This window comes from Stenotrophomonas sp. AN71 (assembly GCF_050435725.1).
Lineage (GTDB): Bacteria > Pseudomonadota > Gammaproteobacteria > Xanthomonadales > Xanthomonadaceae > Stenotrophomonas.
The window spans coordinates 757,439-776,734 of sequence record NZ_JBNDKU010000001.1 but is presented as its reverse complement, the minus strand read 5'-3'; the positions used below and the strand labels follow the sequence as shown (position 1 = coordinate 776,734).

At 66.3% G+C, this 19,296-nt stretch carries 15 protein-coding genes; 11 read left to right on the top strand and 4 right to left on the bottom strand.

Going from position 1 to position 19,296, the window contains the following annotated elements:
* Positions 1–9: 9 nt before the first annotated feature.
* Positions 10–849 carry an oxidoreductase gene (locus tag ABH900_RS03345; protein ID WP_429621255.1) on the bottom strand — a complete coding sequence of 280 codons (840 nt, stop codon included), beginning with the start codon at positions 847–849 and terminating at the stop codon, positions 10–12.
* Positions 850–951: 102 nt separating this feature from the next.
* Between ABH900_RS03345 and ABH900_RS03340 the strand changes: the two genes are divergently transcribed.
* Entirely contained in the window at positions 952–1,902 is a 951-nt protein-coding gene (locus ABH900_RS03340; protein WP_429621253.1) for an AraC family transcriptional regulator, read from the top strand.
* A gap of 64 nt (positions 1,903–1,966) precedes the next feature.
* On the opposite strand, the gene ftrA is transcribed toward ABH900_RS03340, so the two are convergent.
* A complete protein-coding gene (gene ftrA / locus ABH900_RS03335) occupies positions 1,967–2,968 on the bottom strand; it encodes a transcriptional regulator FtrA (protein WP_429621251.1) in 1,002 nt (333 codons plus the stop codon).
* Positions 2,969–3,230: 262 nt separating this feature from the next.
* Between ftrA and ABH900_RS03330 the strand changes: the two genes are divergently transcribed.
* From ABH900_RS03330 to ABH900_RS03290, 9 genes are all read left to right on the top strand, one after another.
* Positions 3,231–5,807, top strand: coding sequence for a TonB-dependent receptor plug domain-containing protein (locus ABH900_RS03330; protein ID WP_429621249.1), 2,577 nt, complete (start codon positions 3,231–3,233; stop codon positions 5,805–5,807).
* A gap of 80 nt (positions 5,808–5,887) precedes the next feature.
* Positions 5,888–6,469 (top strand): FMN reductase, encoded by a 582-nt coding sequence (gene msuE / locus ABH900_RS03325; RefSeq protein ID WP_429621247.1) that lies wholly within the window; start codon positions 5,888–5,890, stop codon positions 6,467–6,469.
* A 156-nt stretch (positions 6,470–6,625) separates the two neighbouring features.
* Entirely contained in the window at positions 6,626–6,988 is a 363-nt protein-coding gene (locus ABH900_RS03320; protein ID WP_429621245.1) for a DUF3088 family protein, read from the top strand.
* 14 nt (positions 6,989–7,002) lie between these two features.
* A complete protein-coding gene (locus ABH900_RS03315) occupies positions 7,003–7,980 on the top strand; it encodes an MsnO8 family LLM class oxidoreductase (protein WP_429621243.1) in 978 nt (325 codons plus the stop codon).
* Positions 7,981–7,998: 18 nt separating this feature from the next.
* The gene (locus ABH900_RS03310) at positions 7,999–9,342 is read left to right on the top strand and encodes an LLM class flavin-dependent oxidoreductase (protein ID WP_429621241.1); all 1,344 of its coding nucleotides are present in this window, start codon (positions 7,999–8,001) and stop codon (positions 9,340–9,342) included.
* A gap of 4 nt (positions 9,343–9,346) precedes the next feature.
* The gene (locus ABH900_RS03305) at positions 9,347–10,567 is read left to right on the top strand and encodes a M20 aminoacylase family protein (protein WP_429621239.1); all 1,221 of its coding nucleotides are present in this window, start codon (positions 9,347–9,349) and stop codon (positions 10,565–10,567) included.
* Positions 10,564–11,115 (top strand): GNAT family N-acetyltransferase, encoded by a 552-nt coding sequence (locus tag ABH900_RS03300; protein WP_429621237.1) that lies wholly within the window; start codon positions 10,564–10,566, stop codon positions 11,113–11,115. The genes ABH900_RS03305 and ABH900_RS03300 overlap by 4 nt, the downstream gene beginning before the upstream one ends.
* Positions 11,112–12,857, top strand: a complete 1,746-nt coding sequence (locus ABH900_RS03295) for an amino acid ABC transporter permease/ATP-binding protein (RefSeq protein WP_429621235.1) — start codon at positions 11,112–11,114, stop codon at positions 12,855–12,857. The genes ABH900_RS03300 and ABH900_RS03295 overlap by 4 nt, the downstream gene beginning before the upstream one ends.
* 16 nt (positions 12,858–12,873) lie before the next feature.
* Entirely contained in the window at positions 12,874–13,848 is a 975-nt protein-coding gene (locus ABH900_RS03290; RefSeq protein WP_429621233.1) for an ABC transporter substrate-binding protein, read from the top strand.
* Positions 13,849–13,991: 143 nt separating this feature from the next.
* Here the strand turns inward: ABH900_RS03290 and ABH900_RS03285 are convergent, their stop codons facing one another.
* Positions 13,992–17,111: a discoidin domain-containing protein gene (locus ABH900_RS03285; RefSeq protein ID WP_429621231.1), complete on the bottom strand. Its 3,120-nt coding sequence runs from the start codon at positions 17,109–17,111 to the stop codon at positions 13,992–13,994.
* Positions 17,112–17,631: 520 nt separating this feature from the next.
* Between ABH900_RS03285 and ABH900_RS03280 the strand changes: the two genes are divergently transcribed.
* The gene (locus ABH900_RS03280; protein WP_429621229.1) at positions 17,632–18,132 is read left to right on the top strand and encodes a helix-turn-helix transcriptional regulator; all 501 of its coding nucleotides are present in this window, start codon (positions 17,632–17,634) and stop codon (positions 18,130–18,132) included.
* Positions 18,133–18,170: 38 nt separating this feature from the next.
* Here ABH900_RS03280 and ABH900_RS03275 read toward each other — a convergent pair whose 3' ends face one another.
* Positions 18,171–19,247, bottom strand: coding sequence for an MBL fold metallo-hydrolase (locus ABH900_RS03275; RefSeq protein ID WP_429621227.1), 1,077 nt, complete (start codon positions 19,245–19,247; stop codon positions 18,171–18,173).
* Between the last annotated feature and the right edge of the window lie 49 nt (positions 19,248–19,296).

Below are 19,296 nucleotides of genomic sequence, written 5' to 3'. Positions count from 1 at the left end.
CTCAAGGTCTCACGCTACGCCGTCGGTCGAGCGGCTCAGCTGTTCCCACGCGTCGATGCTTTTGGCCATCGTATCCAGCTTCGCCCGCACCAGCTGCAGTGCATCACTGCCCAGCAGCAGGTGGCGGGGAGGAGCGTCGCTGTCGATGACCTGCAGCATGGCCCGCGCAGCCTTCACCGGATCACCGAGCTGGTGGCCACTCTTCGCCTCGCGCGCGCTGCGGATGGGATCGAACAGCGCGTCGTAGTCGTCAATGCTGCGTGGTGCCCGCGCCATCGAGCGACCTGCCCAGTCGGTGCGGAAGGAACCCGGTGCGACGGCCGTGACGTGGATACCAAACGGCGCGACTTCCTTGCCAAGCACTTCACTGATGCCCTCCAGCGCGAACTTGCTGCCGCAGTACCAGGCGATGCCCGGCATCGTGATGAAACCGCCCATGGAGGTGATGTTGAGGATGTGGCCGCGGCGCCGCGCACGCATGTGCGGCAGCACCGCTTTGATCAGCGCGGCCGGTCCGAATACGTTCACTTCGAATTGCTGCCGCAGCTCGGCGAGCGTGGATTCCTCGAGGATGCCTTCGTGGCCGTAGCCGGCGTTGTTGACCAGCACGTCGATGGCGCCGACGTTCGCTTCGACATCGGCGACGAGCGCGTTGATGGCGGCCGCATCGGTCACGTCCAGCAGGCGACCAGAGGCGCGGCCCGGAGCGAGGGCTTCGAATCCCTGCCGGGCGGTTTCGCTGCGCACGGTGCCGACCACGCGATGTCCGGCCCGCAGCGCCTGCTGGGCAAGGGCGCGGCCGAAACCGCTGCTGACGCCGGTGATGAGGATGAGGCGGGAGGTGGGCATGACCAGAAGCTCGTGAAGGACAGGACTTGCACGTTAGTGCTTGAGCAGTTGGCGCCCCAGGCCTAGGATTCGCTCATTCTTGCCTATTCCTCTGGAGCATCCATGCCGGTGGTCGATTCCCTGCAGGACCAGGTGCAGGCGCGCCTGATCGGCCTGCTGAAGACATCGGCAGTGGAGGAGGGCTATACGCTCACGGCGCTGCCGGGGGTGCGGCTGCTGCGATCCAACCGGCCACTTGCGCGCACGCCGGTGTTGTACGACCCCGGCATCGTGATCGTCTGCCAAGGCGTGAAGCGCGGCTATCTGGGCGGGCAGGTCTACCAGTACGACGCGCAGCACTACCTGGCGGTTTCGGTGCCGGTGCCGTTCACGATGGAAACCGAGGCATCGGCCGAAGCACCGCTGCTGGCGATCTATCTGCACCTTGATCTGCAGATGGCAGCAGATCTGCTGATTGAACTCGGTGAGCAACCGGGCAGGACCGAAACGCCGGCGCAGAGCATGATGTCCAGCCCGATGCAGGCACCGATGCAGGCAACCGTGTTGCGCCTGCTGGAGGCGCTGGCCGAACCGCTGGAAGCTGCCATGCTGGGCCCTGCGTTGGTGCGCGAGGTGTACTTCCGCGTGCTGACCGGGGCGCAGGGAGGCGCGATGCGCGAGGCGCTGGCCATGCGTGGGCGCTTTGGCAGCATCGGCAGGGTGCTGCGCACGATCCATGTGTCCTATGCCACTGCCTTGGACGTGGGGCAGCTGGCCGCCGCGGCGGGCATGAGCGTGGCGACCTTCCATGATCAGTTCCGTGCGATCACCGGCACATCGCCAATGCAGTACGTGAAGTCGACCCGGTTGCATCAGGCCCGATTGCTGATGCTGCGCCAGGGGATGACGGCGGAGGCCGCGTCGCTGGCGGTGGGGTATGCCAGTCCGTCCCAGTTCAATCGTGAGTTCAAGCGCCTGTTCGCGCTGCCGCCCGCCGCCGAAGTGGCGCGGATGCGGCGCAGCTTCGCATTGCCACCGCCGCCAGTAGATGCGGTGTATGTGTCTTCGCATTGAATGGCCGCGCAGGGACCACCCTGTTTTCTTGGTAAGCCGGCCAGCGGCCGGCCCTACCATGGGTTCAGCAGCCGACTAGCCGGTCCGCGCCGATCCCACTGCGATGTTGGCTACGGTACTCGGTGGGGCTGGCATCAACCTGGCCGCGGAAGTGCCGACGGAACGATTCCTGCGAACCGAAGCCGGCCTGCTCGGCAATCCACTGCAGGGGCCGGTCGGTGGTTTCCAGCAGTTCGCGGGCATAGACCACGCGCTCGCGGATCAGCCAGTCGATGGGTGACAGGCCGGTGGCTTCCAGGAACTGCCGCTGCAGCGTGCGCTGGCTGAGTGCGGCGTGCTCGGCCAGGCTGCCCAGTGAATGGGGTTCACGCAGATTGCGGCGCATCCATTCCATCAGTTTCGCCAGCCGCGTGGGCTCGCCCAGCGGGATCGCGCGGCTGACGCGCTGGCTGCGTCCGGCATCGCGCCACGGCGCCAGCACCAACCGTTCAGCGACGAGGTTGGCCACGCGCGCACCGTAATCGTTGCGCACCATGTGCAGCATCATGTCCATGCCGGTGGCCGAGCCGGCCGACGTGATGATGCTGCCGGTGTCCACGTACAGCACGTCCTCGCGGACATCGATGCGCGGGAACTCGCGTGCGAGGGCTTCGGTGAGGCGCCAGTGGGTGGTGGCCTGGCGGCCGTCGAGCAGGCCGGCCCAGGCCAGTACGAAGGCCCCCGAGCAGATCGAGGCGATGCGCGCGCCGCGAGCGTGTGCGCGGAGGAGCGCATCGATCAGGGCTTGAGGAGGGCGCTCGCTGGGTTCGCGCCAACCAGGGATGACGATGATGTCGGCGTCATCGACGGCATCAAGAGCGTAGGGCAGCTGCACCTGGGTGTTGCCGAGCATGCGCAGCGCGCCGGGTTCGCCTGCGCACAACTGCGTGCGATACCAGGCCACGCCGAGTTCGGGTCGAACCGGTGCGAACAAGCCGACGGCGCAGCCGAACTCGAACAGCCCTTGGCCATGGCAGGCGACGATGGCGACGAGCGGCGCGTTGGGATCGGCGGGAGGGCTGGGCATGGCTTGATGCTACGGGTGGCGGTGTGCGGCGCGGAGTGGCGTGCGGGCATGAGGTGATGCCGGCGGAGAATATGAGGCCTGGGGTCGGATCCCTTTCCTTTGGAAAGGGATCCGACCCCGTGTGCGCAGGCCGCCTAACGTCATTACCAGCGGTCATGTGGGTGGCCGGATGTGACGGTTGGGTGACGCGATCCTGCCTGTTGCGGCGCGTGAACAGGCCCTTGAATGGAAGCGTGTTTCCGGCCCACCCCCACGAGCCCCCATGCCTGCCGCCCACACTCCTGTCCTGAGCACCCTTGCCGTCCTGATCGCGGCCGCCCTTGCTGCGTCGCCCAGCCATGCTGCTGAAGCTGATGCAGATCCTGCCACCACGGCAGCGACCGCCAATGTCGCGGCATCCACACTGGACGCCGTGGTGGTGACGGGTTCGCGCACCAGTACGCGAACGGTGAAAAACAGCTCCACGCCGATCGACGTGATCTCCGCCGAGGACCTGGCGTCCACCGGCCAGGCCAATCTGCTCGAAGCGCTGCAGCGTGCGTTGCCATCGCTCAGCCAGATTGGTGGCTATCAGAGCGATCAGGAGAGCCTGATCCGTGGCTACCAGCTGCGCAACCTGTCGCCCGGTTACACATTGGTGTTGGTGAACGGCAAGCGCCGCAATGCCAGCGCCTACGTCAGTGGGGCCAACGGCGGCGGTTTCCCGGGCCATGCCTGGGCCGATCTGGCGCTGATTCCGGTGTCGGCCATCGACCATGTGGAAGTGCTGCGCGACGGTGCATCGGCCATCTACGGCTCCGACGCGATCACCGGTGTGGTCAACGTGATTCTCAAGTCGCAGGCTCACGGCGGCGAGTTCGCAGTGGAAAGCGGCCAGAGCATCGATGGTGATGGTTCGCGCACCAGCGTGCGTGCGAATGTGGGCCTGCCGTGGGGCGCCGATGGTTTCGTCAACCTGTCCGGTGAGACGACGCGCCAACACCACGCGATCCGCACCCGGCGCTATATCGATGGCTACCTGAGCTACCCGGCAGTGGATGCCAGCGGCAACCTGGCGGGGCTGCGCCCGAACAACCGCCTGCCGGCCGGTACATCGCCGAACCCGGCCGAGGCTACCCGTAATGCCGAGGCCAACACCATCCTCAGCTCGCCGTCGTATGCGTTGAAGGCGTTCGCGGTGAACGCAGGCCATGGACTGGGCGAGAGCGCGCAATTCTACGCCAATGCCACTGCCAGCGACCGCACTGCGCAGGCGATCCAGAATTTCCGGCTGCCGGCGACCATCTTCACCACCTACAAGGCACCCGGCGTGCTGCGCGTGTTCCCGGATGGCTTCCTGCCGGTGCTGGAAACCAAGGAGAAGCAGTACACCGGCACCGCCGGCGTGAAAGGCCAGGTTGCAGGCTGGGACTACGACGCCAGCCTGACTGGCAACCGCAGCACGGTGCGTACCTATACGCGCAACTCGGTGAATTACTCGCTTCCCTATCCCGGTTCGCCCACCGATTTCTATGACGGCAAGCTCGACTACCAGCAGGGCATTGCCAACCTGGACCTGCGCCGAGGCTTCGAGGTGGCGGCCTTTGCGTCGCCGCTGGAAGTGAGCGCAGGTGCCGAGTATCAGCATGAACAGTACGAGCGCGGGGCAGGGCAGTGGGAGTCGTACACCGGCTTCGGTGCGGCCGCGTTCGTGGGCTATTCCACCGCCGACGCGGTGAAGGCCACCCGCAACAGCAAAGCGGTCTACGTGGGTGCCGCCACCAACGTCACCTCGCGCTGGTACCTGGATGCGGCCGCGCGCTGGGAAGACCATTCGGACTTCGGCAGTGTCTCGACCGGCCGCCTGACCACGCGTTTCGACTTCACCGATGCACTGGGCGTGCGGGCTACGGTCAGCAATGGTTTCCATGCGCCCAGCCTGGGCGCGCAGTTCTACCAGGCCACCGGCAGCTGCCCGTGCGGTACCACGCTGGTGGCACAGGTGTCTTCGCCTGCAGCCATCGCACTGGGTGCGACCGCACTGAAGCCGGAGAAGGCCACCAACTACAGCCTGGGCGTAACCTGGGACCCGAGCCCGGCGTTCCATCTGGCGCTGGACGCGTACCAGATCGACATCCGCGGTCAGCTGGGCCAGTCCAGCCAGATCGGCTACAACGCGCAGGATCCGGCGCGCATCACCGACAACAGCGGCACCGTACTGAGCGCGGCGCAGAAGAACACCATCGACGCACTGTTGGGTTCGGCCGGCATCAGCATCCTGCCCGGTGATGCGTTCTATGCCAGCTACTTCACCAACGTCGGCAACACCCGAACCCGTGGTGTCGAATTGACCCTGGAGGCGAACCAGGAAACGGCTTGGGGCAAGCTGCGCTGGAGCTACGCGGCCAACGTCGGCCGCACGTCCATCCAGAAGGTCAGCGATATTCCGGCGGTGCTGCAGGGCTTGCCGAACATCAACCTGTTGACCAAGTCGAGTGAGTACGCGCTGCGCTTCCGTACGCCGAGCTACACGCAGGTGGCGGGGCTGGGCTGGCAGAACGGGCGCTGGCGCTCAAACATCGACTTCACCTATTACGGCCCGATCAAGCGCCTGAACAACGGCGTGGAGTACAAGCAGCCGCCGGTGCTGGTGACCAACCTGTCCGGTGGCGTAGAACTGGGCGCGGGCTGGAGTGCGGCGCTGGGCATCAACAACGTGTTCGAAAAGCGCACCCGCAAGGTGCCGGAGTACGCGCGCAGTGCGACCGATGTGGCCAGCATCGAAACGACCTGGGACAACGGCGATGTGCTGAGCAACATCGGCGCGTTCTGGTACGGGCGGATCAATTACCGGTTCTGATCCAGAGCAGTCGAGCATGGCTCGACGCTACAAAAGCGAAACGTCGCCGGGCACGGCCCGGCGCTACCGAGGAGGGGTTCATGTCTTCTGCATTGAAGGTGGTTGCGTTGGTGGGGTCGCCGACGAGTTCGGCGACCTCGCGCACGCTGTTGCTGGTGCGGCATCTGCTGGATGCGTTGCAGCAGCGGGTGCATGCCAGCATGGACCTGGTGGAGCTGGCGCCGATCGCGCGCTCGCTGGGCCAGTCGCTGTCGCGTGGCGAGGCGGAACCTGCGGTGGAGCAGGCACTGGCCACCGTCGAGGCGGCCGAGCTGTTGGTGGTGGCGGCGCCAGTGTACCGCGGCTCCTACCCGGGCCTGTTCAAGCACCTTGTCGATTTCATCGAGCTGGAGGCGCTGGTGGATACGCCGGTGCTGCTGGCGGCGACCGGCGGCAGCGAGCGGCATGCATTGGTGATTGATCATCAACTGCGTCCGTTGTTCAGTTTCCTGCAGGCACACACGCTGCCGATCGGGGTGTACGCCACGCCGGCGGACTTTGAGGGTGAGCGCATCCACAGTGCCGCACTGCAGGCGCGGATCGAGCTGGCCAGCGAGCGCGCGGCCGGGCATCTGGCGGCGCAGGCCAAGGCCGTATCGGTGCCACTTCGACGAATCGCCTGACGCCATAACCGGTGGCGCTTTGCTTATGGCCAAGCCGCATCTGCGTGGCCGGATCTGACCGCCGATTGTCGCCTGGCACCGTCGCTGCCGCCACCGGCATCACTAGCATCGAAATCGAAGCGGCATCGCACTGCCGGCACCGATGAGGACGACCCCGTGAGTTTGGACGCAACCGATAAACCCATCCTGTTCCTGCTCGACCGCGAGTTCGAGGACGGCCAGATTCCCGGCCAGCGTTTCTTCTGCCGGCACAGCCTGTTGCTGGAGGGCGCACTGTCGAGTATCGATGGCCTGGATGCACAGCTGGATGTGCGCCGCATCGGCTTCACGCGGCCACGCCGCGAGGTGATCGCCGAGATCGGTGAACAGGACCAGTCCCTGCCGAAGCTGGTGTTGCCGCAAGGCGTGCGCAGCGAGCATGCCAGCGGTGCCCACCAGGACCGTCAATACATCTCCGGTGCCGAACCGATCCTGGCTGCGCTGAACGGCCTGCTCGGCATCCCCGTGGCTCACCCCTGAGCGAGGACGCGCGCATGAGCTACCTGACAAGCGTATTGGACAAGAGCCCGGTGGCCGAAGGCGCTTCGCCGGAACAGGCGCTGCGCAACAGCCTGCAGCTGGCGCAACGCGCCGAGCAGCTGGGCTATCACCGCTACTGGTTTGCCGAACACCATGCCGCACCGACCCTGGCCAGCCCGGCGCCGGAAGTGCTGGCGGCGTGGGTGCTGGCCCAGACCCGGCGCATCCGCATCGGCAGTGGCGGGGTGATGTTGCGCCACTACGCGCCCTACAAGGTGGCGGAGAACTTCAACCTGCTGTCCGCGCTCGCACCGGGGCGTGTCGATCTGGGTGTAGGCAAGGCCCCGGGTGGCCTGCCGGCCTCGACCGCCGCACTGGCGGCAGGGCGACCGGCCTTCGCCGATTTCGACCAGCAGGTACGTGACCTGGAACGCTATCTTTCCGCTGCGGATGCCGACGCACAGGCACGCCCGATTCCACAGGTGGCACCGGAGCGCTTCCTGCTCGGCGCCAGTCCGCAGAGCGCGAAACAAGCGGCCGAGCTGGGCTGGCGTTTTGTCTATGCCGCGCATTTCGATGGCGACCCGAAGCACATCGAGGCAGCCTTCCAGGCCTACCGCAGCGTGTCGACGCAGCCACCGCTGCTGGCCACGGTGGCCTTCGCTGCACCTACTGCCGAAGCGGCCGCGCGCCATATCGGTGCGCTGCGGGTCTACAAGCTGCACCTCGGCCCCGGGCAGACGGTGAACCTGCCGAGCCCGGAGGCCGCCGCCGAGTATGCGCGCCAGGTCGGCGTGGCTGACTTCCGCATCGAAGAAACGCGCCCGAGCGTCCTCTCTGGCGATGCGCAGCATGTGCGTGACGAACTGGATGCGCTGCACCGGCGCTTCGGCGTGGGCGAGTTCATCCTTGATGCGCCGGTGGCCGACCTCGACGCACGCCTGACATCCCTTGAACTGCTGTCGCCCGCGCCGCGCGCGGCGGTGGCCTGACCTGCAGGAGCGATTCCCATGAGCACGCCCCCCCGTCACATTCCGTTCGGCATCATGCTGCAGGGCCCCGGCAGCCACATGCATGCCTGGAAGCACCCGTCCAACCCGGCCGATGCCAGCGTCAACCTGCAGTTCTACATCGATATCGCGCGTACCGCCGAGGACAACGGCATCGCGTTTGGTTTCGTGGCCGATGGGCTGTACATCAACGAGAAATCGATTCCGCACTTCCTCAACCGCTTCGAGCCGATTTCACTGCTGTCGGCACTGGCCACGGCAACGAAGAAGATCGGCCTGGCCGGCACACTGTCGACTTCCTACAGCGACCCGTTCACCGTGGCCCGCCAGTTCGCCTCGCTGGATCTGCTCAGTGGTGGCCGTGCCGGCTGGAACGTGGTGACCTCGCCGCTGGAAGGCTCGGGTCGCAATTATGGACGGCCGCACCCGGAGCATGCGCTGCGCTACCAGATCGCCGATGAGTACCTTGAGGTGGTGCAGGGGCTGTGGGATTCGTGGGATGACGGTGCCTTCGTACGCGAACGCGACAGCGGCACCTTCTTTGCACCGGATGCGTTCCGCCGGCTCGACCACAAGGGTCGCTACTTCCAGGTGGAAGGGCCGCTCAACATCCAGCGCTCGCCGCAGGGCCAGCCGGTGATCTTCCAAGCTGGGTCGTCCGACGATGGTATTGCGCTGGCCGGCAAGTATGCCGATGCGGTATTCACCCATTCCCCATCGCTGGAAGAGACCCGCGCGTTCACCCAGAAGGTGAAGAACTCGGCGATCGCCCACGGTCGCAGCGGCAACGAGGTGAAGATATTCCCGGGTATCGGCCCCATCATCGGCCGCACCGCCGAGGAGGCCGAAGCCAAGTATCAGGCGATTGCCGCGCTGGCCACGTTGGAGGATGCGTTGGCTTACCTGGGCCGCTTCTTCGATCATCACGATTTCAGTCAGTACGATCCGGACGCACCGTTCCCGGAGCTGGGCGACATCGGCAGCAATTCGTTCCGCTCCACCACCGACCGGATCAAGCAGGATGCGCGCGAGAAGAGCCTGAGTCTGCGCCAGGTGGCGCTGGAGGCGGTCAGCCCGCGACCGAATTTCATTGGCACAGCCGAGCACGTGGCGGACGAACTGATCCGCTGGTTCGATGCCGGCGCCAGTGATGGCTTCATCCTCGGCTTCGCCGCGCAGCGCGAAGGCCTGGATGATTTCGTGAGCCAGGTGCTGCCGATCCTGCAGGCCCGTGGCTACCACCAGCGCGAACTGGAAGGGCAGACCTTGCGCGAGCATCTGGGCCTGCCGTACAAGGCCAGCCGCCATTCGACCGCCGTCGAACCGGCGCGGAAGGTGGGGTGAGACGATGAGTGGAGAAACTGCGGTAGCGCCGGGCCACGCCCAGCGAAATCCTGCGCCAACCGGTGTGCTGCCCGAGATTGGTGCGCGTGCCGAGGCGGCCATCGCGATCCGCCACGATCTGCACCGCCACCCGGAGCTGGCCTTCGAAGAGCATCGCACCAGCGCCCGCGTGGCCGAACTGCTGCAGCAGTGGGGCTATGAAGTGACCACCGGCCTCGGCGGCACAGGCGTGATCGGTACGTTGCAGCGCGGGCAGGGCAGCCGTCGCCTCGGCCTGCGGGCGGACATCGATGCATTGCCGATCCACGAGGAATCCGGGCTGGCCTATGCCAGCCAGAACGAAGGCCTGATGCACGCCTGCGGGCATGACGGCCATACCGCGATCCTGCTGTCGGCCGCGCACTACCTGGCTCATCACGGACGCATCGATGGCACCCTGCAGCTGGTGTTCCAGCCGGCCGAGGAAACCGGTTCGGGCGCTTCGAAGATGATTGCTGATGGCTTGTTCGAGCGCTTCCCGGTCGATGCGATCTATGGGCTGCACAACTGGCCCGGCGTGCCGGTGGGCCACTTCGGCTTCGTCGACGGCCCGGCGATGGCCTCGGTGGACTGGGCGCGGCTGAGGGTGATCGGCAAGGGGGGGCACGGCGCCGAGCCACAGGGCAGCGTCGATCCGATCCTGGTGGCTGCGCACATCATCACGGCGCTGCAGAGCGTGGTCTCGCGCAATGTCGATCCGCGGCAGATGGGTGTGGTGACCGTCGGTTCGATCCATGGCGGCCAGGCCGCCAATGTGATTCCGGACGTGGTCGAGCTGAAGCTGACGGTACGCGCGTATCTGCCGGAAGTGCGTGACACGCTGCGCCGCCGGGTAGCTGACATTGCCGAGCAGGTTGCTGCCGCATTCGGTGCACGCGCCGAGATCGAATTCCCACGTGGCTTCCCCAGCGTGATCAACCATCCGGAGCAGACGGCCTACATCCGCGAGGTGGCCGTGCAGGGCTTCGGCGCGGATCAGGTGGCGGCAGAGTTCGCGCCGCGCACCGCCAGCGAGGACTTTGCCTTCCTGCTGCAGGCACGGCCCGGCAGCTTCGTCTTCGTTGGCAATGGTGACAGCGCGCCATTGCACAGCCCGCGTTATGTATTCAACGACGCCGCGATCGCGCCGGCCGCCAGCCTGTGGGCGCGGCTGGCGGAAGACTATCTGGTGAAGGACGTGACATGAGCAGCGACGAACGCTTTCTCTACACCTCGGTGGATGATCCGCTGGCGCGGCCACTGTTTGACGGTCTGGAGCAGGAATACGACAACCGCTATGCCGATGTGCGCCGGCGCATTGGAGGCAGCGCCCGCGAGGAGCTGCAGCGCTATCCGGCACAGGCCTTCGCCGCACCGGTCGGTGCCTTCGTGCTGCTGCTGCGCGCGGGTGTGGCGATCTCCGGCGGGGCCTTCATGCCACATCGCGACCCGGATACGGCTGAATTCAAACGCATCTGGACGCTGCCGGGCCTGCGCCGTCAGGGCATCGCCCGGCGCGTGCTGCAGGAACTGGAGGACCAGGCGGCGCGTCAGGGCTATCGACGCGTGTTCCTAACCACCGGCTTTCGCCAGCCCGAAGCGGTGGGGCTGTATCTCACCCATGGCTACACCGCGCTGTTCGACGTGGATGCCGATCCGGAAACCATCGCCCACCTGCCGTTCGAGAAGCAGTTGCTTGCGCCAGCGCCGGCGGTTGCACCACCGCAATCCGTGTTGCACGGAGCGCACGCATGAGCACGCCCTCCACCGCGCTTGAAGGAATCGCCGCACGCCCGGCGCCTGCGCCTGCGTTGAAGATCGTTCCGGCGCGGCATCCGCTGCAGATGGTCGGCACCGTGCTGGCCCTGGCACTCATCCTGATCGGGCTGCAGTCGATACTGGGCAATCCACGTTGGGGCTGGGGCACCTTCGCCGAGTGGTTCTTCGCACGGCCGGTGCTGGAAGGGCTTGGCCGCACGCTGCTGCTGACCGCGCTCGGGACCGGCCTCGGCTTCGCGCTGGGTACGTTGCTTGCGCTGGCGCGCGTGTCCGGTTCGCCGCTGCTGTCGGCGGTATCGTGGGGCTACGTGTGGCTGTTCCGCTCGATTCCACTGCTGGTGCTGCTGCTGTTGCTGAACAACCTGGGCTATCTGTACAGCACCATCGAGCTGGGCGTGCCGTTCACCGGTATCAGCCTGTTCTCGTACCCCACCACCCAGCTGATCGGGGTGTTCACCGCAGCGGTACTGGGCCTGACCCTGAACCAGGCCGCATTCTCGGCCGAGGTGATCCGGGGCGGCATCCTGTCGGTGGACCACGGCCAGTACGAGGCGGCCGCCGCGCTCGGCTTGCCGCGTGGCCGCCAGGTGCGCCGCATCATCCTGCCGCAGGCGATGCGCTCGATCCTGCCGGCGGCGTTCAACGATGTGATCGGGCTGGCCAAGAGCACCTCGGTGGTCTACGTGCTGGCACTGCCGGAACTGTTCTACACCGTGCAGGTGATCTACCGCCGCAACCTGGAAGTGGTGCCGCTGCTGATGGTCGCCACGGTCTGGTATCTGGTGATCCTGACCGTGCTGTCGCTGCTGCAGCGGCGCGTGGAGCAGCGCTTCGCGCGTGGCCAGCTGCAGCGCGAGCGTTCGGTATCGCGCGTGTCGTCACCGACGCGTGTGCAGAGCGATGCCGCAGTGCGGGTGGCCCATCGCCCGCGTATCGCCACCCAGGTCGAGGCGGGCGAGGGCGCAGCGGTGTCGCTGCATGGCGTGGGCAAGGTGTTCGGTGATCAGCCGGTGCTGGACGATGTGAATCTCGAAGTGCGTGCCGGCAGCGTGACGGTGCTGATCGGCCCGTCCGGTGCCGGCAAGTCCACCCTGCTGCGGCTGATCAACCACCTGGAGCGTGCCGACAGTGGCTACGTGACCGTCGGCGGCCAACTGATCGGATACCGCCGCGATGGTGACACGCTGTATGAACTGCCGGAGCGCGAGATCCGCCGTCGTCGCGCCGAAGTGGGCATGGTGTTCCAGGGTTTCAACCTGTTCCCGCACCTGACCGCATTGGAGAACATCATCGAGGCGCCGATCGCCGTGCGTGGCGTATCGCGTGCGCACGCCGAACAACAGGCGCGCGTGCTGCTGGAGCGGGTCGGCCTGGCCGACAAGGCCGATGCCTTCCCACGCCAGCTGTCCGGCGGCCAGCAACAGCGCATCGCGATCGCCCGCGCGCTGGCGCTGCAGCCGAAGGTGCTGCTGTTCGACGAACCCACCTCGGCGCTGGACCCGGAGCTGGTGGCCGAAGTGCTCAGCGTGATCGAGGAGTTGGCCCGCTCGGGCACGACCCTGGTGATCGTCACCCATGAGCTGAGCTTCGCCCGCCGCGTGGCCGACCACGTGGTGATGATGGACCAGGGCCGGGTGGTGGAGCAGGGCACGCCCGAGGCCCTGTTCGAGCGACCGCGCCAGCAACGCACGGCCGACTTCCTGGCCAAGACCCTGTAACCCGCAAAGGACCACCATGAGCCCTGCAGCATCGCCTCGCCCTTCGCGCAGCACCCTGTTGATCGTGGGCGTGCTGGTCATCGGCATCGCCGGCATCGTGTATTCGCGCGTTCGCCAGGCCCCGCAGGCCGAGGCAGCCGCCACGACCAGTCTGGCCGGCGCAAATGCCGCCACGCTGAAAGGAACGCCCGACCCGAAGGCACAGGCGTTGATTCCGGCCGGCTACCGTTTCGTTACGCCCGGCGCGTTCACTGTCGCCACCCATCCGGGGCAGCTGCCGCTGGCCGACTACGGTGCCGACAGCAAGGAGGTGGTCGGCATCGAGCCGGACATCGCGCGGCTGATTGCCGATGGGCTGGGCCTGAAGCTGGTGATCGTACCGGTGGCGTGGGCCGACTGGCCGTTGGGACTGGAGTCTGGCAAGTACGATGCGGTGCTGTCGAACGTGACGGTCACTGAAGAGCGAAAGAAGAAGTTCGATTTCTCCAGTTACCGTTACGACCTGTTGGGCATCTATACGCGCAGCGATGGGCCGATCCAGAAAATCGAAAAGCCTGCCGATGTGGCCGGGCTGAAGGTGGTGGTCGGTGCCAGCACCAACCAGGACCAGATCCTGCGCCAGTGGGACCAGCAGAACATCGCCGCCGGCTTGAAGCCGGTGGAGTACCAGTATTTCGACGATGCCGTGGTGGGCCGGTTGGCGGTGATCACCGGCCGCGCCGATGTTTCATTCGAGCCCAATGCCACCGGCGCCTATTCCGCACGCGATGGCAAGGTGCGGCGTGTGGGCCTGTTCCCCGGTGGTTGGCCGAATGCTGCAGCAATCTCGGTGACCACCCGCAAGGGCAGCGGCCTGGCCGATGCGGTGACGCAGGCACTGAACACCCAGATTGGCAGCGGCACCTATGCGCAGGCGCTGGCGCGCTGGAACGTAGCCGAGGAAGCGGTTCCGCATTCGCAGACCAACCCGCCGGGCTTGCCGACGCTGTGACGTCACAGCGTCGAGCTTGCTCGACTGGCATGGTGGTCGGGGAAAAGCAGTCGAGCAAGCTCGACTCTGCAAGAGCATCCACGCATGGCGTGGATCTACTCGCGGAGTCTGCTTTCGGTAGAGCCGAGCCATGCTCGGCTGCTCTACCAACGCGCTTCCAGCGTCTTGAATGGCTTCGCCAGCCGCACACCCTCTGCATCGAACGCGGTGACCGCGCGACCATCCACCCACACGCTCTTCGGCATAGTCCGCGCAGGCCACCAGACCTTCACCGCCGTCCCGCTGCGCAACCCTTCGCCGAGCGTAACCCGCAACGAGCCATCGCGTTGCCGCGCCTCCATCCGCAGCGTGCCGTAGGCCGTCGGCAGGCGCTCCACCGCCAACCCGTCACCGGCCACCCAGGACGGGGGCGTGCCTGGCAGCAATGACAGTGCGTCGTCCTCTTCGCGCATCAGCATCCCGAACAACGTGCGGCCATACTCGGCACCGATCCAGGTGTGCGGCATGTCGCCCAGATAGCGCGGGAAGCGCAGCCGCGAGTGCACGACCTCGGCCAGAACCTGCCACTCCAGCGGCCTGCGATCGTGCAGCAGGCCCTGCAGCAGTTCATCGGCCGCTTCGGGCTGGCCCAGGTGCACGTAACTCAGCACGTTGCGGATTTCATACGGCGTGTAGGCATACAGCGCACCGGGCTGGTTGCGCTTGCGCACATCGTCCAGGTAGCGGGCGAAGGTGGTGCGCAGTGCCTCGGCAGGCAGCACGCTCTGCGCGCCGGTCGGGTCCAGCGCGATCGACACGCCGGTGGGATCCCCATCGCCCAGATCGGCCGAGGAGGGAATGAAGTCGATGCCCTTCCAGGCCATCGTCGCGCGGATCGAAGCGTGCAGCGCGTCGTACAGCGCCTTGTACTGTTCGCGTGCCCACGCCGCAGTTTCATGATCGCCCAGCGCGTCGGCCAGCCACGCGCCGTCATGCCAGCCTTTCAGGCCCCAGTAGTCATCCCAGTAGCTGTGGGTGGGTGAGGGATAGCCTTCATGACTGATCGACGGGGCGAGGATGCCGGCGAACCTTTCCGGTGCGGGTTGGTCGGCCTTGTAGCCAGGCACCAGCGTGCGCTCGCGCAGCTCCTGCAGGAAACGCAGGGCCGCTTTCACTTTCGGCAGATACGCACGCACCGATCCGGGGCCGCCATCGAGGCGGGCGACATCGGCCACCAGCGCAACGTACTGGCCCTGGCTGTCGTACTCGATGTCCGAACCGAAACCGGTGTTGACGCTGCCATCGTCGTTGAGGATCGGCGAGACCAGACCATTGGCATGCACGCCGTGTTCGCTGTACCAGGCCAGGTAGTCGCGCGCGACCTTGGCTTCGCCCATGCGCAGCAGCACGGCCGAGGTGGCCATGCCGTCGCGGATGAAGGAACGGTTGTAGTTGCGCGGGCCCGGCTGCATCGCCGGGCCGGTCTGGTTGATCAGCATGTACGCCGCCTGTGCTCGCAGCATGTCCACCAGCGACGGATCGGGCAGGCGCAGGCCAACCTGGCCCAGCCGTGCCTGCCAGTCGGCGGAGGCCTGTGCGGCCAGTGCGTCGTATGCGGTGTCGGCATCGCTTGGCAGCGTTGCCAGATCAAGTGTGGGTGCTTCGGGCAGCACGCCGTTGGCATCTGCAGCGGCGGCACCCAGAGGGAAGGCAACCACGATGGCCTCACTGGCCCCCGGTGCCAGCGAGACGCGGTAGTTCAGCGCAGCTGCTGCAAGACCCTGCTCATCGCGTGCCTGTTGTGCGGTGGGCAGCTGCCCTGCGGCGAGGGCAGAGGTGATTTCCGTTGCACCATCCTGGCCGAAGGCCGCCGCACCGGACGCCGATACCGGCGTGAGCGACCGCAACAGCATGCGCCCATTGATGCGCACGGCCTGTCCGTCGATGGCCACCTCGCGGATCGGCGAAAGACCCCCGTTCTGCCACGGCGGATTCATCTGCATCGGGCGCACCACGAGGCTGAGCGTGCCTTCGATCCTGGTGCTGCCCGAGTTGTGCAGTCGATGTCGCAGGAACGTCACAGGTTGGCCATCGCGTTGGATGGCGAATGTTTCGCTGCGCAGCTCCAGGCCGGGTTGCGGTGACCACGTAGTCGATGGCATCGGCTTCCAGCCATCACGCAGTGCGTGCTGCATCTGCTGATCTGCAGCGCCAGCGACGCGTCCGTCGGCGCTTCGCCAGAGCGGCTGCACCAGTGGTGCGCCCTTGAAGGCTTCCAGATTGCCGTACTCGTCAAAGATCGATTTCTGCCGGCCCGCGTGTATGCCTACTGCGGTCCAGTACGTCTGCTGCATATGCAGCGATGCCGGGAACAATGCGCGTTGCGCGCCACTGGCGGCGATCTGGTAGCGCTTCATCGGCGTCATCACCGCCTTCGGGCCGAGCAGGCGCAGGCGAGCTACCTGCGGTGCAGTGCCATCTACGCTCAGGCGGAATGCACGCACGGGCTGCGCAGCATCGGCGGCGAGCCAGCTCTGGCGGTGGTTGGCCGCCTGCGCATCGCGTGCAAGGTCCCGCCAGTGGCCCTGGGCATCCTGCGCCTGCAGGCGAGCCGCACCGCGTGCACCATCGGCCCATTCCACTACCAGGCCGGCCGTGGATTGCGCGTGCGGCAGAGTGATGTCGAGCGTGTGGTTGCGGCTTTTACCGGTCGGGATGGCGACCGAGCTGCCGCCCTGCCAGAGCGCGGCTGCCTGCGTTGCATCGACACCGGCGACGCGCGCGCTGAGCGTGCTGTCCAGCGGCTCCATCTCGAAGATGGAAACACCCCAGTCGGAGGTGCGTTGTGGGCTGGCCAGCCGCAGGTAGCGTGCCTGGCGCGGCGCGAAGTACAGCGTTTCCACGTCGCCCAGCGAATCGGCCATGGTGTAAGCGGTCTGCCACTGCGTGCCATCCAACGAAGTCTGCAGCGAATAGCCTTCCGGGTTGGAGACATCCCAGGTGAGGCGCACACCGGCCAGCGTCGCGGCGGTACCCAGATCGATCTGGAACCAGTGGCCGGGGCTGAATGCACCACCGGTGACGGTTTTCGGGTCACCGTCGATCAGGTGGCTGATCGCCATCGCCGGCACCTGCTGCGAGGAACTGCTGGCCTGCCATTGGCCGCGCGGGGGAAGGACCTGCGCCTGTGCGGCGGAGGCGAGGGCGGCGAGCAGCAGGGTCGCGGCAGACCGCGTCGAAAGGGACAGGGGAATGAGCCTGGAACGTTCAGCGCGCAACGTCATTACGGACAGCCTCGCAGGTTCGACCGATATCGGGCGAGCACTACGCTAGCAAGGGCTGTAATCGTTTACATGACGCGCTGCAATAGCCAACGGAAGCGTGCGCGAAGGGACGAGGTCGGCGTGATGACGGATGTGACTCTGGACGCGACCGCAGGATTGGCTAGGTTCGGCGCAGGCCATGGAATCCCGGGCAGGTTGTCAGTTGACAACCTGCCCGGGGCAGGTGCAGACTTCGGAGAACAGCGGATGTCTCGTGTGCGTCACCCTGACAAGGACATTGAAGCCGCCTTGCGCTTTGCAGAAGCGCGGGGCTGGCGGTTGCGGATAGGCGGCAGCCATGCATGGGGGCGGATGTACTGGCCCTACAACGACAGCGAGTGCCGGTGCGGAGAATTCTGCGTCGTGAGCATCTGGAGTACGCCGCGTAGTGGCCGCAATCACGCCAAAGCACTGCGCCGCGTCGTAGAGAACTGCAGCCGCGAGCAATGAGTGGCTGCCCGAGCGGAGAGAAGGTGGGCAAATGAGGGAATTCAATTTCACCCTGAAGTATCGCGTGCCGGATGCGTACGACGACGCTGACATGCTGGAGCAGCGTCTGGCGGAGTCCGGCTGTGACGATGCGCTGCTGGGCATCGGGCGGCCGGGCCGGATGGCGCTGGCGTTCTGTCGCGAGGCGGACAACGCCGGTGCCGTCCTGGCTTCGGCGCTGGACGATGTGCAGCGTGCCGTGCCGGGCGCCGAGCTGGTCGAAGTGAGCCCCGATCTGGTGGGGCTGACCGATGTGGCGGACCTGCTGGGGGTATCGCGCCAGAACATGCGCAAGCTGATGCTGGCCAACCCGCAGTCATTTCCATCGCCGGTTCACGAGGGAACCACGTCGATCTGGCATCTGGCTGACATCCTCGGCTGGCTGCAGGCACGCGGCAGCGGGAAGGTCACCTCGGAAATGGCGGAACTTGCTGCTGCGGCGTTGCAGCTCAACCTGGCCCGCGAAGGGCGCAGGCTGCATTCAAAGGCGTAGTGCCGGCAAAGGCCGGCACCCGCCGGGAACGCAGCGCGTTACAGCTCCACCTTCTCCCACCAGCGCGTGCCTGCCTGCGGTGCCTGCATGTCCAGCGCTTCGCCCATCATCGGCGTGGCCACCGGAACGTTCTTCGACGCCGCCAGCGCCGTGATGCGCTCGAACGGCTGCTGCCATTCGTGCAGGGCCAGATCGAACGTGCCGTTGTGGATCGGCAGCAACCACTTGCCGCGCAGGTCCAGGTGCGCCTGCAGGGTCTGTTCGGGCTGCATGTGCACAAAGGCCCAGCGCGGGTCGTAGGCGCCGGTCTCGATCATGGTCAGGTCGAACGGACCGTACGTCTCGCCGATGGCCTTGAAGCCATCGAAGTAGCCGGTGTCACCGCTGAAGAAGATGCGGAAGTCGCCATCCTGGATCACCCACGACGCCCACAGGCTGCGGTCGCTGTCGCCCAGCCCGCGGCCGGAGAAGTGCTGGCCGGGCGTGGCGGTCAGGCGCAGGCCGGCGGCTTCGGTGGACTGCCACCAGTCCAATTGTTCGACCTTGGCCGCATCCACACCCCAGGCGATCAGCTGGTCGCCCACACCCAGGGGTGCGATGAAGCGCGCGGTCTTCCCGGCCAGCTGCATCACCGCCGCGTGGTCGAGGTGGTCGTAATGGTTGTGCGAGAGGATCACGCCGGCAATCGGCGGCAGTTCTTCGATGCTGATCGGCGGTGCATGGAAGCGCGCCGGGCCCATCCACTGCACCGGCGAAGCACGCTCGGAAAACACCGGGTCGGTCAACCAGTACTGGCCGCGCAGCTTCAGCAGGATCGTGGAGTGACCGAGCCGGAACAGGCTGCGGTCAGGCGCGGCGTCCAGCGCGGCGCGGTCCAGCGCCTGCACCGGGATGGGGTGGGCCGGCACGGTGCCCTTGGGCTTGTTGAACAGGAAGGTCCCCCAGATCTCCAGGCCATCGCGCAGGCCCATCGCCGGCTTCGGCAGGACGTTGCGGAACTTGCCGTCGCGGTACTGCGGCGAATCGGGGAAGTCGGGGAGGGACCAGGACTTGCAGAAGGTGTAGGCGGTCACAGCGAGGATTCCAAGCAGGAGAACAAGGAGCAGGCGCTTCATGGGTGACGTCCGCTGGGTACACTGCACAGTGTAGTTTCCTGATTTCGGA

Bases quoted from the DNA above. Each gene is read 5' to 3' on its own strand.
- ABH900_RS03345 (WP_429621255.1), bottom strand. From the start codon at position 849: ATGCCCACCTCCCGCCTCATCCTCATCACCGGCGTCAGCAGCGGTTTC.
- ABH900_RS03340 (WP_429621253.1), top strand. From the start codon at position 952: ATGCCGGTGGTCGATTCCCTGCAGGACCAGGTGCAGGCGCGCCTGATC.
- ftrA (WP_429621251.1), bottom strand. From the start codon at position 2,968: ATGCCCAGCCCTCCCGCCGATCCCAACGCGCCGCTCGTCGCCATCGTC.
- ABH900_RS03330 (WP_429621249.1), top strand. From the start codon at position 3,231: ATGCCTGCCGCCCACACTCCTGTCCTGAGCACCCTTGCCGTCCTGATC.
- msuE (WP_429621247.1), top strand. From the start codon at position 5,888: ATGTCTTCTGCATTGAAGGTGGTTGCGTTGGTGGGGTCGCCGACGAGT.
- ABH900_RS03315 (WP_429621243.1), top strand. From the start codon at position 7,003: ATGAGCTACCTGACAAGCGTATTGGACAAGAGCCCGGTGGCCGAAGGC.
- ABH900_RS03310 (WP_429621241.1), top strand. From the start codon at position 7,999: ATGAGCACGCCCCCCCGTCACATTCCGTTCGGCATCATGCTGCAGGGC.
- ABH900_RS03305 (WP_429621239.1), top strand. From the start codon at position 9,347: ATGAGTGGAGAAACTGCGGTAGCGCCGGGCCACGCCCAGCGAAATCCT.
- ABH900_RS03300 (WP_429621237.1), top strand. From the start codon at position 10,564: ATGAGCAGCGACGAACGCTTTCTCTACACCTCGGTGGATGATCCGCTG.
- ABH900_RS03295 (WP_429621235.1), top strand. From the start codon at position 11,112: ATGAGCACGCCCTCCACCGCGCTTGAAGGAATCGCCGCACGCCCGGCG.
- ABH900_RS03290 (WP_429621233.1), top strand. From the start codon at position 12,874: ATGAGCCCTGCAGCATCGCCTCGCCCTTCGCGCAGCACCCTGTTGATC.
- ABH900_RS03285 (WP_429621231.1), bottom strand. From the start codon at position 17,111: ATGACGTTGCGCGCTGAACGTTCCAGGCTCATTCCCCTGTCCCTTTCG.
- ABH900_RS03280 (WP_429621229.1), top strand. From the start codon at position 17,632: ATGAGGGAATTCAATTTCACCCTGAAGTATCGCGTGCCGGATGCGTAC.
- ABH900_RS03275 (WP_429621227.1), bottom strand. From the start codon at position 19,247: ATGAAGCGCCTGCTCCTTGTTCTCCTGCTTGGAATCCTCGCTGTGACC.